At 67.3% G+C, this 16418-nt stretch carries 4 protein-coding genes; all 4 read right to left on the bottom strand.

The features are described 5' to 3' along the window. Window positions 1-3: 3 nt before the first annotated feature. Window positions 4-9459 carry a non-ribosomal peptide synthetase gene (locus tag Q6A47_RS09385; protein ID WP_304484116.1) on the bottom strand — a complete coding sequence of 3152 codons (9456 nt, stop codon included), beginning with the start codon at window positions 9457-9459 and terminating at the stop codon, window positions 4-6. Window positions 9460-9502: 43 nt separating this feature from the next. Then, complete coding sequence (locus Q6A47_RS09380; protein WP_304484115.1) at window positions 9503-14311, bottom strand: non-ribosomal peptide synthetase; 4809 nt, start codon at window positions 14309-14311, stop codon at window positions 9503-9505. Between the two features lie 57 nt (window positions 14312-14368). Then, the gene (locus Q6A47_RS09375) at window positions 14369-15343 is read right to left on the bottom strand and encodes a TauD/TfdA family dioxygenase (protein ID WP_369811454.1); all 975 of its coding nucleotides are present in this window, start codon (window positions 15341-15343) and stop codon (window positions 14369-14371) included. A 125-nt stretch (window positions 15344-15468) separates the two neighbouring features. Then, window positions 15469-16401 carry an ABC transporter substrate-binding protein gene (locus Q6A47_RS09370; protein ID WP_304484114.1) on the bottom strand — a complete coding sequence of 311 codons (933 nt, stop codon included), beginning with the start codon at window positions 16399-16401 and terminating at the stop codon, window positions 15469-15471. Window positions 16402-16418: the final 17 nt, after the last annotated feature.

Below are 16418 nucleotides of genomic sequence, written 5' to 3'. Positions count from 1 at the left end.
TCCTTAGTCTTCCATCTCTGATAACAGGCGTTGCATCTCGTCCAGCGCCTGGTCACCGAGCAGGCCCTGGGGCTGCTCGATCTGTGCGGCCAGCCCGGCGATGGTCGGGTCCTGGAACAAGCTGCGCAGCTCGATGCGCACGCCAAAGCGTGTCTCGATCTGGGTCATCAGGCGCATCGCCAACAACGAGTGCCCGCCCAGTTCGAAGAAACTGCTGGTCACCCCCACCTGCGGCACCTGCAACAGGTCCTGCCAGAGCTCGGCCAACTGCGTCTCCAGCGGCGTACGCGGCGCCACGCCGATCGCGCGGTCGAGTGTCGGCAACGGCAGGGCCTTGCGGTCGATCTTGCCGTTGCTGTTGAGGACGAAGCGGGGTTGCTCGACGAAGGCGGTCGGGATCATGTAGGCCGGCAGCCGCGCTTCCAGCTCGCGGCGCAAGGCCTGTTGATCGAGCGCCGAGGGCGTCTGCAGCCAGGCGAACAGCCCCTGGCCGTCGGGCGCGGGCATGACGACCGCCTCCTCCACGCCCGGATAACCGCGCAGCAGCGTCTCCACCTCACCCGGTTCGATGCGGAACCCACGCACCTTGATCTGGAAGTCGCTGCGCCCGACATAGGCCAGGCGACCATCGTCCCGGCGGCGCACCAGATCGCCGGTGCGGTACATCCGCGCGCCCGGCTCGGGCGCGTACGGGTCGGGCAGGAAGCTGGCGGCGGTCAGTTGCGGCGCATGCTGATAGCCGCGCGCAACGCCGCTGCCGGCGATGTACAGCTCGCCGGTAGTGCCCAGCGGCACCGGACGCAGGTGCTCGTCGAGCACGTAGCAGCGGGTGTTGAGCAACGGCGTGCCGATGTCGGCGATGCCCTGGGGCGCTGTTTCCAGCGGTTGTAGCGTGGACCAGACCGTGGTCTCGGTCGGTCCGTAGGCATTGATCAGGCGCACCCCCAGTGCCGACAGGCTGCGCACCAGCTCGCCCGGCACCGCTTCGCCGCCGATCAGGCCGCGCAAGGCTGGCCAGTGACGCTGTCCGGTTTCCAGCAGCAGTTGCCAGCCGGCCGGCGTGGCCTGGAACACGCTGGCGCGGCGCAGCAGCTCGAACAGCCGATGACCATCGACCACTTGTTCACGCCGCGCCAGCAGCAGCGAGGCACCGTTGACCAACGGCAGGAAGAGCTCGGGCTTGCACATGTCGAAGGCGTAGGTGGTGCTGGCCAGCCAGACATCTTCGGCGCTCAGTGGCAGGTGCCGGTCGAGACCGGCGAGCAGATTGCCCAGGCTCTGCCGAGTGATCTGCACGCCTTTGGGCAGCCCGGTGGAGCCGGAGGTGTAGATCACGTAGGCGCGCTGCAACGGGTGTACGCCAAGCTCAAGGTTGTTTGCCGGCTGCGAGGTCAGCGCCAGCCCATCGACCTCGTGCACGGCAGCCTCGCCCAGCACCTCGGCACTGCCCTGCTCGCCCAGCGTCAGCACTGGGCGCGCGTGGGCGAGGATACTGCGCAGGCGTTCGCCGGGCTGCTGCGGGTCCAGCGGCAGATACGCGGCGCCTGCCTTGAGGATGCCCAGCAGGGTCGGCAACAGCCAGGGGCCACGGCTCAAGCAGACTGCGACCAGGTCGTCGCGACCGACGCCCTGCGCGCGCAGCCAGTGAGCCAGGCGATTGGCCCGCGCGTTGAGCGCAGCGTAGCTCATCCGTTCATCCTGGCAGTCCACCGCCAGGGCCTCGGGGGTGAGCGCCGCATGCCGTTCGAAGCGCTGGATGAGATCGTCGGTGGCTTGCTGCGTGCGACCGGGCAGGTTCCAGGGGCGCTCGGCCAGTGCGTGGTCGGCATTGGCCAGGTCGATGTCCCACAGCGCAGCCTGCGGACGCTCGAGCATGCCGTGCAGCAGGTGCAGGTATTCATCGACGTAACGCTGGGCCGTGCTCGGCAGGAACAACTCGGTGTTGTACTCCAGCACGCAGGGCCAGCTTGCGCCCTGTTGCTCGACATGCAGCCCCAGGTCGACCAGCGCGCTGTCGCTCTCCACCGCCAGACGCTGCGCCGACAGGCCAGCGAACTGCTGCGAACCTTGGGTCAGATCGCTCTGGATCAGGTTGAACAGCGCCTGGAACAGCGGCGTGTGGCTCAGGTCGCGACGCACCTGGAGGGCGTCGACCAGGCGCTCGAAGGGGACGTCGGCGTATTGCTGGGCCTGGAGATGGTCAGCCTGCAGTTGCTGCCAGAACGCCTCGACCGTCTGCGTCGGCTCGATGACGCTGCGCACCACCTGGGTGGTGGCGAAGTAGCCGATGAGGGGGTCGGTGTGCGCCTGGTGACGGTGCGCCACCGGTAGCCCCACCCACAACTCGCGCTGCCCACTGTGGCGCGCCAGCAGCACTTTCCAGGCAGCCAGCAACGGTGCGAAGGCCGTCAGGCCTTGCTGGCGAGCGCTGTCACGCAGGCGCTGCACCAACGCCTGCGGCAGCGTGAAGCGCAGGCGCCGGCCCTTGAAGCCCTGCACTGCCGGACGCGGCAGGTCGGTCGGCACATCCAGCACGGGCGGCTCACCCGCCAGCTTGTCACGCCAGTACTGCAACTGCTGTTCGATCTGTGCTTGCCCGGCAGGGCCTTGCCAACTGTCGGCGATGTCGGCGAACTGCAACGCCAGCGCGGGCAAATCGGCGCTGCGCCCTTCCAGCAGCGCCTGGTAGAGGGCTTGCAGTTCGTGGCAGAAGACCTCCAACGACCGCGCGTCGGCGATGATGTGATGCAACGTCACCTGCAACACGCTGTGCGTCTGGCCCTGATACAGGCGCACGCGCCACAGCGGCGCAGTGCCCAGGTCGAAGGCGCGCTTGGCCTCGTCGCTGAGGTACTGGGCGAACGCGGGCGAATGGGGATCGAGCGACAGCGTCTGCACGTCCAGGCGCCCCGTCGAGGTGTCCTCGACCCGCTGCACAGGCCCCGTCTCGTCGTCAACGAACAGGGTGCGCAGGCTGTGTTGACGCTGGGCGAGTTGCTCCAGGGCCTGTTCGAGCAGTTCCGGGCGCAACACGCCGTCCAAATGCAGGGCCACCGACAGGTGATACGCCTGGGTGTCGCCTTGCAGGCGGTCGAGGAACCACAGGCGCTGCTGGGTGAAATGCAGCGGCGCGCTGGACGTCTGCCGCGGGCGTAATAGGCTGTCGCCCTCGGTTTCGGTCTGTTCCAGGCACTTGGCCAGATCGACCAGTCGAGGGTGCTCGAACACCGCCCGCAGCGGCAGGCGTCGACCCTGCTGCTCGGCGAGGCGCGCCACCAGTCGCGCCGCCAGCAGCGAGTGGCCGCCCAGCTCGAAGAAGTGATCGAACGCACCGACTTCGTGGCAGCCCAGCAGCTCCCGCCAGAGACGGGCCAGCACCTGCTGCCAATGGCCTTCGAGCGCGCTGGCCTGCCCTTGCTGCACGCTCGGCGCCGGCAGAGCCTTGCGCTCGACCTTGCCGCTGGGGCTCAGCGGCAGGCGCTGCAGCCAGACGAACTGGCTGGGCAGCATGTAGTCCGGCAACTGCGCGGCGAGCGCCTCGCGCAGCACGCTCGCCGAGCGCTCGTCGCCGCTGTGGTAGGCCACCAGACGCTGCTGTTCACCCTGCCCCAGCAAGGCCACGGCCGCTTCCTCGACACCGGCGATGGCGGCCATGGCCGCTTCGATCTCGCCCAGCTCGATACGCAGCCCGCGCAGCTTGACCTGGAAATCCACGCGCCCCAGGTAGTCCAGGCTGCCGGCGGCGTTGCGCCGGACCCGGTCGCCGCTGCGGTACATGCGGGCGCCGGGGACGAACGGGTCGGGCAGGAAAGCGCTGGCGGTCAGCGTGGGGGCGGCGAAGTAGCCACGCCCGAGATGCTCACCGGCCAGGTACAGCTCGCCGATCACGCCCTCGGGCACCGGTTGCAGGTCGGCATCGAGCACATAGGCGCGGGTGTTGGCCACAGGCATACCGATCGGCACCTCAGTGCCCCGCAGCGCCGCACTGCACACCTCGAAGGTGCTGTAGACCGTGGCTTCGGTGGGACCGTAGCCGTTGATGACCGACGCCCCTCGCGCCTGCATCGCTTCGGCCAAGGCCGCCGGCAGCGCCTCGCCACCGGAAATCGCCCGCACGCCCTCCCAGGTGCTGTGGGTGTGCGCGACCAGCATCCGCCAGGTCGCGGGCGTGGCCTGCATCACGCTGGGACGCAGGTGCTGCAACAGCGCATCGATGGCCTGCGGATCGCGGGCCTGCTCGCGGTCGGCCAACAGCACGCTGGCGCCACGCGCCAACGGCAGCAGCAGCTCTACGATGGCGATGTCGAAGGTCGCGGTGGTCAGGGCCAGCACGCGATCGCCGGTGGTCAGCGGCAGCACCTGGTCCACCGCCTGCATCAGGTTGTCGAGGTTGCCACGGCTGATGGCCACGCCCTTGGGTTTGCCGGTGGAACCTGAGGTGTACAGCACATAGGCCAGTTGCCCCGGATGCGGCGGGTTCGGGCATAGCGGCGCGTCGCAGCGCAAGGTATCGAGGTCCAGCAGCGGTGCCTCGGTGGCTGCCCGCAGCGCCGGCAAGGTGTCGGCGGTGCCCAGGCACAGGGCCGGGGCACAAGAGGCGAGGATGTGCCGAGCGCGCTCGCTGGGCGTGTCTTCGGCAAGCGGTACGTAGGCGGCGCCGCTCTTGAGCACGGCCAGCATCGCCAGCGGCAGGCGATGGTCGCGCGGCAAGCACAGCACGACGCGCTGCTCAGGCCCGGCGCCATGGGCTTGCAGGGCGGCGGCCAAGTGGCTGGAGGCCTGGTCCAGTTCGGCGTAGTTCAACTGCCGCCCGGCGTCCTGCACGGCCAGCGCCTCGGGGTGGCGGGCCGCGTGGGTGGCGAACGCCTGCAACAGGCTTTGCCCAGGCGGCACCGCCACGCTAGGCAGACGCGCAGCGTCGCGCCCTGCCCCGGCCTGGTTCAACTCGCCCAGCGCGCGCTCGGGGTGGGTCAACAGGGCCTCGAGCAGCGACAGGTAGTCCTCGGCCATGGCCTGCACGGTCGATTCGCGGAACAAGTCGGTGCTGTATTGCAGGCTCAAGGCGATGCCATGCTCGCTGTCGCGCACGTCCAGGTTCAGGTCGCACAAGGCGCTGTCGGGCCGATTGTCGATCGGCTCGGCGATCAGCTCCGTCAACTCGAAACGCTCCAGGGCATTGCCGGGGAAGTAGTTGAACATCACTTGGAACAGCGGGTTGTAGCTGACCTGACGCACCACACCCAGTTGTTCGATCAGGTAGTCGAATGGCAGGTCCTGATGCGACTGCACCGCTACCGACAAGGCCTGCAAATCGCCCATCAGTTGCAGCAGGCTGCGCTCGCCCGGCAGGTGCTGGCGGTAGACCAGGGTGTTGACGAAGCAGCCCACCAGCGGCTGCAGCACGGCATGGTGACGGTTGGCCGCCGGCACGCCGATCAGCACGTCCTGTTCGCCGCTGCGGCTGCGCACCAGCAGCTGGAATGCGCTCAGCAACGGGATGAAGTTGCTCCAGCCGTGGCGCGCACTGAAGGCGCGCAGGCGTGCGGCCAAGGCTTCTGGCAGCCGGACCTCGACACGCGCACCGGCCTGGCTGGCCTGGGTTGGACGCGGGAAGTCCGGCGACAGGTCGAGCACCGGCAGCTCACCGGTCAGTTGCTCGCGCCAGAAGGCCAGTTCCTGGCGGCAGTCCTGGCCCTGCATCCACTGGTGCTGCCAGACCGCATAGTCGGCGTACTGCAATTGCAGCGGCGTCTGCTCAAGGGCCTGGCCGCTGCGCAGGGCGCGGTAGTGCTGGCACATGCCGTCGATCAGCAGGTGCAGCGACCAGCCGTCGGCCACGATGTGGTGGCAGTTCAGCGACAGCACATGCTGGTCTGCTTGCAGCCGGTACAGACGCACCCGCAGCAACGGCTCGTGGTCGAGCCGGAACGGCGTCATCGCGTCTTGGCGCAGCTTCTGGTGCAGCGCCGCTTCGTCATCGACCTCGATTACCGGCAGCGCCAGGTGCAGGTGCGCCAGCACGTGCTGGACGGGACCGTCGGTGCCGTCATGGAAGCGAGTGCGCAACACCTCGTGCTGGTCCACCAGGCATTGCAGCGCCTGCTGCAGGTCGTCTACCGCCAGCGCGCCGCTCAGGCGCACCGCGCCGCTGAGGTTGTACGCCGGGCTCTGGGGGTCGAGCTGCTGGAGGAACCACAGGCGTTGCTGGGCGAAGGACAGCGGCACCGGCGTCGGCCGTGGCAATCGGCGCGGCCCCTGCTTGGCCGGCTGCTCGCGCGTGTCGAGCCATTCGGCCATCGCGGTGATGGTGGGATGCTCGAACACCACCCGCAGAGGCAGGTCCTTGCCGGTCAGCTTGCCGACCAGGCCGATCAGTTGCGTGGCCAGCAGCGAATGGCCGCCCAGCTCGAAGAAGTTGTCCTGCACGCCCACCTGCGCCAGCCCCAGCACCTGCTGCCAGGCGTCGACCATCTGCTGTTGCAGTGCACTGCTCGGCGCCACGTAGCGGGCCAGGCTCTGCGCTGCGAAGTCCGGCGCCGGCAGCGCCTTGCGGTCGACCTTGCCATTGCCGTTCAGCGGCAAGCGCTCGAGCAACATGAAGGCGCTCGGCACCATGTACGGCGGCAGGTGCGCCAGCACATGCTCGCGCAGCGCCTCGACGCTCGGCTCGCCGTCAGCGGTGACGTACGCCACCAGCACCTTGGCGCGCTGGGTATCGTCGCGCGCGACCACCACCACCTCGCGCACGCCCGGATGACGAGCCAGGCAGGCTTCGATTTCATCCAGCTCGATGCGGTGCCCGCGAATCTTCACCTGATGGTCGGTGCGCCCGACGTATTCCAGATCGCCTTCAGGCAGCCAGCGCGCCAGATCGCCGGTGCGGTACAGGCGACTGCCGTCGTTAGCCAGCGGATCGGGCAGGAACACCGCGGCCGTGCGCGCCGGATCGGCCATGTAGCCACGCCCGACGCCGACCCCGGCAACGAAGATCTCGCCCACCGCACCCAGAGGCACCGGCTGCAGGTCGGCATCGAGCAGGTACAGCCGGTTGTTCAGGGTCGCCTTGCCGATCGGCACGTTGCTGCGCGTCTGCGGCAGGCGCTCGAACAAGGGGTGGAAGGCGACGTCGTCCGAACATTCGGCCGGGCCATAGGCGTTCATCAGCACGATCTGGGGGTGCTGGTCGAACCAGCGCCGCGCCAGGGCGGCGGGCAAGGCCTCGCCAGTGGCCAGCAGCCAGCGCAGGCGCGTGTGCTGCAGGTCGATGTCGAGCAGGCTCTGCATCAACGAAGGCACGGCTTCGAGCACCGTGATCCCTTGCGTGACCAGGGTGTCGGCCAGTCGCTGCGGATGCTGCATCACGCAGTCGGCCAGGATCACGGTGCGCGCGCCGAAGATCATTCCGGCCAAGGTCTGCCACACGGAAATGTCGAAGCACTGCGGCGCGCTCTGGGCGATGACATCGTCGGCATTGAGCGCCAGACCTGGCAGCTTGCCGAGCATGTTGTTGAGCATCCCGGCCTGGGCGACCATGGCGCCCTTCGGGGTGCCGGTGGAGCCGGAGGTGAAGATGCAGTAGGCCAGCGACGCGGGATGGACCGGCAGGTCGAGGTCGGTGTCGCTGTAGTGCACCAGCTCGGCAGCGTCATAGCGCAAGTGCCGTGGCGGCGCGTCAAGCAGCGCCAGCGCTTCGGCGGACAGCTCGGCCATCTCGGCGCTGTGCAGCAGCAGTGGCGTGCGGCTCTGGCGCAGCACCTGGGCCAGACGCTGCGCCGGGTTGCGCGGATCCAGCGGCAGCCAGCCGGCGCCAGCCTTGAGGATGGCCACGATCATGACCACCAGGTCCAGCCCGCGCTCGTCGAGCACGGCAATCAACTGGTCGGGCTGCACGCCCTGCTCGCGCAAGTGGCGCGCCAGGCGGTTGGCGGCGCGGTTGAGCTGGTCGAAGGTCAGTTGCTGCTGATCGTGGATCAGGGCCACGTGGTGCGGGGTGGCGCGCACTTGTCGCTGCAAGCGCTCGATGTACAGCGGTTGCAGTGCCTCGGGTTGCGCGGCCAGTTCGCCGCCGGCCCAGGCGTGCTGGGTGGCGATTTCGCTGTCGTCGAGCATGCTCAGGCGGTGCAGCGGCGTGTCCGGGTCACGCCCCAGGGCTTGAGCCATCTCCAGCAGCAACCGGCGCAGGTGACCGAGCATGCGCTCCACTTCCGGGCGCAGGAACCAGTCGGTGAGGTAGGTCAACTGCAGGTGCAGGCACTCGCCGGGGATGATCACCACGGTGATCGGGTAGTTGGTGTGGGTTCGGTTGTGCATGTCGCTGATCAGGTAATCCAACTGCCCCTGCCGGACATCGTCGGTGATCGGCGCGTTTTCGAAGACGAACAGGCTGTGGAACAGGTCCTGGCGCTGCACGTCGCTCCAGCCCTGAATCTCGGCCAGCGACACGCTCTCGTGCTCGCGCAGGCTCAGGCTTTCGTCCTGCAGTCCGCGCAGCCAGGCGCCGAGGCGATCCTGAGGATTGCACTGCCAACGCAGCGGCAGGCTGTTGATGAACAAACCGACGATGCTGTCCATGCCCGCCAGGTGCACCGGGCGCCCGGCCACGGTGATGCCGACCACCAGGTCGCGATCGCCGCTGTAGCGGCTCATGAGCAAGGTCCAGGCGCCCTGCACCAGGGTGTTCAGGGTGATGCCATGCTGCGCGGCGACCTGTTGCAGGCTGCGGGTCTGTTCGGCGCTGAGCCGCTGCACGCAGTCCTCGACCGGCTCGGCGGCCTCGGTGACGCGCCCGGCGTAGCCGAAGCCGAATTCGTTGGGCGTGTCGAAACCGGCCAGGCGCTGTTGCCAGAACTGCCGGTGGTCCTCGCTGTTCTGGCTTTCCAGCCAGCGCACGAAGTCGCGGTAGGGTCGCGGCTTGGGCTGCTCCAGGCGCTGGCCTTGCGAAGCGGCGCGGTAGTTCTTGAAGAAGTCGACCATGATGATCGAAAAGCACCAGGCATCCATGAGGATGTGGTGATAGCTGCGCACGAACTGATAGGTGTCTGGCGCCAGCTTGTACAGGCGGATGCGCATGAGCGGCGCTTTGGTGAAGTCCAGGCCTTCGGCGCGTTCTTCGGCCAGCAGGCGGTCGAGGCGCTGCTGCTGGGTGGCGGCGTCCAGGTGCGACCAGTCCTCGAAGGTCAGCGGCAGCTCGACCTGTTTGTGCACCACCTGCATCGGCCGCTTCTGCTGCTTCCAGACGAACGAGGTGCGCAACAGTTCGTGGCGCTCGATCACCTGGGCCCAGGCCTGGCGAAAGGCTTCCAGGTCCAGGTCCGGAAGCACCATGACATGCCGGTACTGCAGCAGGTACATGCCTTTGCCGGGATTGAGCAGGCTGTGGAACAGCAGCCCCTGCTGCATCGGCGCCAAGGGATAGATCGCTTCGATGTTGCGCGAAAGTGCTTTGACCTTGTCGTTCATGCTGTCGGTATCCAAACCTTTGAAAGAAACACCGCAGGGGTGGTCACTGCTCCAACTGCTCGAGCAGGGCGAGGAATTCGTCGTCGGACAGGCCTGAGTCGGCGAAGTCCGAGGCGGTCGCGCGGCCTGCCGAGGGGCCTTGGCAGTGTTCCAGCAGCGCCTCCAGCGTCTGCACCATCTGCCTGGCCAGCTCGCCGACCTGCGCCGTGCTGTGGCGCTGGGGGGCGTAACGCCACTCCAGGTGCAACTGGCCCTGCTCCACCAGCGCGGTGACATCCAGCCAATGGGTGCGCGCGGTGCTGGCGGCGCGCATCCCCGGACACAGCGGACGCGCCAGTTGCCAAAGCTGCGACTGGGCGAACCACTGATCGGCGCGGCCCAGGTAGTTGAAGGTCAGCAGGTCGGCAGCGCCCAGGCCATGGGCCGGGTCGGCGCGCAGCAGGCCATAGCCGATGCCTTGTTCGGGCACCTCGCGCAGCGCTTCCTTGGCCTGGACGATGGCGCTCGCCGGATCGTCGCTGGCCTTGATCGCCAGCGGATAGCGGCTGGTGTGCCAGCCCACCGAGCGCGACAGTTCGGGGCTGTCGTCCCAGGCGCTGCGACCATGGCTCTCCAGCTCCAGGGTGACCTGCCCGCGGCCCAGCCAGCGGGCGATCACACTGCCCAGTGCCGCGACCAGCAGGTCCTGGGTCTGGGTGGCATAGGCGCTGTTGGCTTCGCCCAGCAAGCGGTCGGTGTGCTCGGCCGACAGGCGCACCTCAAGCGTGCGGCTGTCGCCGTAGTGATTGTCACCTGCGGCATTGATCACACTGTCGGTGAGCTGGCGGCGCCAGTACGCGGCCTGGGCCTGCACGCGGGGTTCGGCGGCATGCTGAGCCAAAGCTGCGCTCCAGCGGTGGAAATCCGCCGAGACCGGCGGCAACGCTTGCTCGGGACGCAGATAGAGCTGTTCGAGCTCCTCCATCAGCACTTGCCATGACACCGAATCGATCAGCAGGTGATGGGCATTGCACAGCAGTTGCTGGTCGTGGGTGAAGTACACCCAGCGGATCATCGGTGCCTGGTCCAGCGACCAGCCGCCTTGCCAGTGAGCGAGCAAGTCGTCATCCAGCGGGCGCGTTTCGAGGTGCAGCACGTGCAGGTCAGGCGTGGCGGGCTGGTAGCGCTGGGTCCAGCCCGTCGCATCGCGTTCGAAGACCAGTCGCAGGCTGGCGTGACGCACCACCAGACGCGCCAGTGCAGCGGCCAGGCGCTCGGTGTCCAGGGGCTGCTGCACGGCCAGCAAGATTGACTGATCCCAGTGACCCGGCGTCTGCTGCTCCTGCTCGAAGAACCAGCGCTGGATCGGCGTGAGGGCGAACGTCGTCTTCGGTTCGACGGTATCGGCAGCGCTCGCGGCGGGCGTATCCTTGCGCACGGCGACCTCGGCCCAGCCGCGCACGCTGGGATACTCGAAAATCTGCTTGGGCTTGAGCGTCAGCCCGGCCTGCTTGGCCTTGGCGATGATCTGCAGGCTGAGGATCGAATCGCCGCCGACGGCGAAGAAGTTGTCGTCCAGTTGCAGCGCCGGCTTGCCGAGAACTTCCTGGGCAATGGCCAGCAGACACTGTTCGGTTTCGCTGCGCGGGGTGCGGGCGACCCGCGCCAGTTGCCGCACGGTGGGCTCGGCGAACAGTTGCTTGGGCGTCAACGTGATCTGCTGCTGGCGCGCCAGGGCGATGATCTGCAAGCCCAGGATGGAGTCGCCGCCGTGCTGGAAGAAGTTGTCGTCCACGCCCAGCGTCGGCTTGCCCAGCAGCGTGCGCCAGATCTCCAGCAACTGGGCTTCCAGCGCGTTGGACGGCGACGCATCGGCCTGCGGCTGGGCCTCTGTGAGCGGCACCTGATCGACCCGGCGCAGCAGCGCCTGACGGTCCACCTTGCCGTTGGCCAGGCGCTCGAAGCGCTCGACGCGATGCCACTGGGCCGGCTGCATGTAGTCCGGCAACAGCGCTTGCAAGCGTGCCTGGATCGGCTGGAGGTCGTCGCTGTCGCTAATGAGGAAGGCCACCAGGCGGTTGCCGGTCAGGGCAACGGGCGCGTTCAACACCTGGGCATCGTGCACACCGGGCAGGGCTCGCAGTTGCTCGGCCACCTCGCCGGGCTCGACGCGATAGCCGCGAATCTTCACCTGTTCGTCCAGGCGGCCGAAGAATTCCACCCGCCCGGCAGTGTTGATCTTCACGCGGTCGCCGGTGCGATAACCGTGGGCGGTGAACCGGGCTCGGTCGGCCTCGCTGGCCTGGACATAGCCCAGCGCAACGGTCGGCCCCTGGATGCACAGTTCGCCTGCGACACCAATCGGCAGCAACCGCCCGGCGGGGTCGCGCACGCTGACCTGCACATTGGCCAGCGGTCGTCCCAGCGGGGCCGTGCCCACGCTGTCCACCTCGTGGGTGAGCACGCCAATAGTGGTTTCACTGGGGCCGTAGTGGTTGACGATGCGCAGCGCGGGACGCAACTCACGCACCCGAGCGATCAGCTCGGCGCCGAGCGCATCGCCACCGCACATCAGGCACAGGCGCGGCAACACGCGCTGCGGCTGGGACGCCACCAGCAAGGCGTTGAGGTGCGATGGCACGATCTTCAGCAGGTCCACGGGCTGGTCTTGCAGGGTATCGGCCAGGCCCTCGGCATCGAACGCGAGTGATTCGTCCAGCAAGCGCAGGCGTCGGCCGCTGAGCAGCGCACCGAACAGCGCCGTGTGTCCCAGGTCGGTGGCGCAACTGGCCAGGCTGGCCAAGCTGGCATCGACAGGCAGGTCCAGTCGGGCCAGGCAGGCGCTGACGTAGTGGATGAGGTTGCCGTGGCTGACGATCACGCCCTTGGGACGGCCACTGGAACCGGAGGTGTAGACCACGTAGGCCGGCGTCTCGGGCGCCAACTGCGGGCGCAGGCCGATGGCCGGAGCGTCTTTCAAGGAGGTGGGCTCCAGACAGGCGATGGCGGCCGGCAGCCACTCAGGTCGCGCCGCTTGGCCAATCCACAGACACGGCTGCGCGTCTTCGCAGATGGCCTGCTGGCGCGACGCGGGCCAGGCCGGGTCGACCACCAGGAAGGTCGCGCCGCACTGCCACGCGGCCAGCATGTGCAGCACCAGCGCGCGGCTGCGGGGCAGGCACAGGGCGATGCGCTGGCCTGGCAGAGGCGCGCCCTGCCCTTGCAGGTGGGCGGCGAGCACGGCGACCTGGCGACCCAGGGTGGCATAGTCCAGGCAGCCGTGCAGGTCTTCGAGGGCCACGGCCGCAGGGCGCTGCACGGTCTGCTCGACGAAGGCCTGCCAGGCATTGTCGAACACCGGCGCGCAGGTCTCGCCCTGCAATTGCGCCTGCTCGTGGGGCGCCAGCCAGTCCAGGTCGGCGAACGGCACATCCGGGCGCTCCAGCACTGCCTGCACCAAGCCGATGAACTGGTCACGCAAGCGGTCGACAGTGTCCTGCCGATACAGCGCCTTGCTGAAACGCCAGCGGCAATGGAAATGCCGGTCTTCGTCGTTGATCACCAGGTTCAGCGCATGGGCAGCGCCGCGCTGCTCGGCGAACAGGCGTTCGACATGCACCTCGTAGGGCATGGAGCGGTCCTTGTTCAGCGTGAACATGTGCTGGAACAGGGCGCGGCCGTGCTCGCGCGGCAGCTCCAATTGCTGCATCAGGCGGGCGAATGGGTAATGCCGGTGCTGCAAGGTCTCTTTCACCTCGCGCTCCACGCAGCGCGCCCAGTCGATGCTCGATAGCGTCGGTTGCAGGGTGCAGCGCAAGGCCAGCGGATTGACCAGGTAGCCTGGCATGCGCAGGTGCTCGCGACGCAGTCGCCATCCGGCAGGCGTGCCCAGCACGAAATCGGTCTGCCCCGACAGCACGCCGAGGTATTGCTGGAATAGCGAAAGCAACAGCACGTAGGGCGTCACGCCAATGGAACGGGCCAGGGCGCGAATGCGTGCAGTATCGGTCTCGTCGAACCTGGCCGAGGTATCGCCGCCTACGTGGGCGGGCGTGTCGCTGGTAACGAAGTCAGTCGGCAGCACCAGCGCCGGGGCGTCCTGCAAGCGCGCCTGCCACCAGGCCAGCTCGCTCGCCTGCTCGGCCTCGCTGCGCCGATACAGGGCGCTGCCGAAGTCGCGGTAGGCCTGCGCATCGACCGGCGCCAGGGGCTGGCCGGCGAGGTGCGAGATCAGCTCGTCGACGATGATCTGGTAGATGGTCGCACCATCGGCGGCGATGTGGTGGATGCCCAACAGCAGGATGTAGTCGCAGCCTTCGGCGTGCCGGTTACAGACCAGCGTCAGGCGGCTGACGTCGCCACGGGCCAGATCGAACGGTTCGTCGGCCAAGTCCGTGAGACGTTGGTGCAGGGCCTTCGGGTCGGCCGCCTGCAACTCGACCTGGCGCAACCCAAGCCACTGGGTCGGCGCGTCGCGCTGCACAGGTACGCCGTCGCGCTCGGCGAACGGGCTGCACAGCAGCGGATGGCGGTGCTGGACATCATGCCAGGCGCGTTGCAGACGCGGCATCAAATCTTCATCGAGCAGCGACGGCTTGAGCCGTGCGGCATAGGCGATGTTGTAGGCGCAGCTTTGCGGCTCCAGGCGGTGCAGGAACCACAGCGCCTGTTCGTTATCGGTCAGCGCACGGTCGCGGAAATACGCCGGGTGGGCGTCGAGCCAGCGCACCACGTCGGCGCCGTGGCTGCGTAGCGCCTGGGCGGTCGACTCGTCCAGCGCGCCAGGTGGCGCATGGTCGACAACCACTTCACCTGCGCGGGCGGACAGACGAATGCCGCGCAGCCAGCAACCCTGCATCAGACGATCGAGCATTGGAGATCCTTCATGTATGAATGCGGTCAGGGCCGATCGCTCGGCCCGGCGAATGGATCACTGGCCGGCGAACGGCTCTGCCATGGCGACCACGACCTTGCGTGGACCCTGGAAGGTCGAACGGCCATGGGCCACGAGCATGTTGTCGAGCATCAGCACGTCGCCGGCCTGCCACGCGAAGGTGACCTGGCACTGCTCGAGAACCTCGCGGATGTGCGCCAGCGCCTGCTCTTCGATGGGCGAGCCGTCGCCGTAGAAGACATTGCGTGGCACCCCCTGCTCGCCGACGATCGACACCAGGGTTTCGCGTACCGCAGGCGCCAGGTTGGAGAGATGGAACAGGTGGGCCTGGTTGAACCAGACCCACTCGCCACTGACCGGGTGTTGAGCGACCGCCTGGCACACCTGGCGGGTGGACAGTTCGCCCTCCTCGTCCCACTGGAAATCGATCTGGCTGGCGCGGCAGTAACGCTCCACCTGATCACGGTCGTCGGTGCTGAAGGCCTGTTGCCAAGTCAGGTCCAGGCCGTTGCCGTAATTGCGCACGTACATCAGGCGCTTGTCGGCGAAGCGCTGGCGAATGGCGGGGTCGAGTCGCTGGAACACCTCGCGGCTGTCGGCAATCGGCGTTTCGCCGCCGACCGGCGAGGCGGTGATGCAGTGGAACCAGATCTTCATCGGCCAGCCCAGCGAGTAGGACTGTTCGTTGTGCAGGGGAATGACTTGGTGCGCGGGGTATTCGGTGGAGGTGTAGACGCGGCTGTTGAGCCGGGTGCGGGGCGTGGATGCGTAGTCGTAGGTCAGCAGTTCGTGGCCGAAGCTGCGGGCGAAGGCTTCGAAATCCGTCTCGTCGGAAAAGTCGAAGCCCCTGAGCAGCACGCCACCGACCTGTGGCAACTGCTGCTCGATGCGGTGTACGAGCTCCGGCAGTTCACCGCGCCAACCGGCGCCGGGCTGTCGGGGCGTGATCACCAGCGGGAGGGCCCTCTGGCCCTCGAGATCGACTGCCCGCTCCTGCACCCGTACCAACATGCTCTCCATGGACCAGTCCTCGCCTGAAATTACTGTGCGATTTTTTACCTGGCCGACAACCTAATACAAAGATGTTACGAATTCAATTCCGAATCATTTGCATTGGCGATAGCAAAATGAAGGCATCACGGCGCATCTTGCAGCAAATAATCACGTTCGGCGATGTGTGACATCAGCAGATACGCCGAGCCGATCAGACCTTGCATCGTGTCTGGGAAACGGCTGCGGTTGAAGTAAAGAAACTGTCGATTCTTCACCGCGAACAGGTTCTGCCATTGCGCCGAGCGGCGGAACGCAGCGGTGCTGGCCTCGGATCCGAGCATCTCTTCGTAGGTGTCGATGATGAAGTCGCTGTTGAAATCGCCGATGCGCTCAAGGCTGTAGGGCACATTGCGACGCGCCTCGCGGTAGGCCGCCACGCGGCCCAGGCCGAAATCGGCGATCACATCGTCCATGCCGCCACGACCGATCAATTGAAAGCCGTCCGGGTATACCTCCAGGGTGGTCACGGTAATGCGCTCGGGCTGCTTGACGCGCTTTTTGAACTCACTCACCACCCATTGGTATTCCTTGAGCAATTCCTGATAGCGCGACTGCTTGCCGACCAGGTCGGCGAGCTGACTGGCGTAGGTCTTGATATCGCCCTCGCGTACCGGCAGCAGCACCACTGGCGCAATGCCCGCGAGCTTTTCCTTGAGGTCGGCCTGGTAGGACAGCCCGACGATCAGGTCGGGCTTGAGCGCGGCGATGGCTTCGATATCCGGTGCCTGATGCGAGCCGACATAGCGGATGGCACTGACATCGAAACGCTCCTGCACGCCACGCAGGGTGACATCGGAGAACAGCTTCTTGCGCCCCGTGGAGCCGCAGGGCGTGACACCCAGTTCGAGCAACTGCGCTGTCAGGCTGAAATCATGCAGCGACACCACGCAGCGCGGCGCCACGGGCACTTGCACGCGGCCGAACTGATTCTCGAAGGTGCGGGTCTCGGCTGCGGTGGCGGGCGGTATGAGGCAGGTCAGCAGCAGGCACAGCAGACCGGTCAATTGGCGCAACATCATCGGTTCTCGGCTCT

Origin of the sequence: Pseudomonas boreofloridensis, from assembly GCF_030580795.1 — a bacterium.
Lineage (GTDB): Bacteria > Pseudomonadota > Gammaproteobacteria > Pseudomonadales > Pseudomonadaceae > Aquipseudomonas > Aquipseudomonas boreofloridensis.
The sequence above is the reverse complement of the archived record's forward strand: the minus strand, read 5'-3'. Positions and strand labels throughout refer to the sequence as shown.

What these genes read in the sequence shown, in the direction of transcription:
- Q6A47_RS09385 (WP_304484116.1), bottom strand. Translation starts at nt 9,459, where the DNA reads ATGAACGACAAGGTCAAAGCACTTTCGCGCAACATCGAAGCGATCTAT.
- Q6A47_RS09380 (WP_304484115.1), bottom strand. Translation starts at nt 14,311, where the DNA reads ATGCTCGATCGTCTGATGCAGGGTTGCTGGCTGCGCGGCATTCGTCTG.
- Q6A47_RS09375 (WP_369811454.1), bottom strand. Translation starts at nt 15,343, where the DNA reads ATGTTGGTACGGGTGCAGGAGCGGGCAGTCGATCTCGAGGGCCAGAGG.
- Q6A47_RS09370 (WP_304484114.1), bottom strand. Translation starts at nt 16,401, where the DNA reads ATGTTGCGCCAATTGACCGGTCTGCTGTGCCTGCTGCTGACCTGCCTC.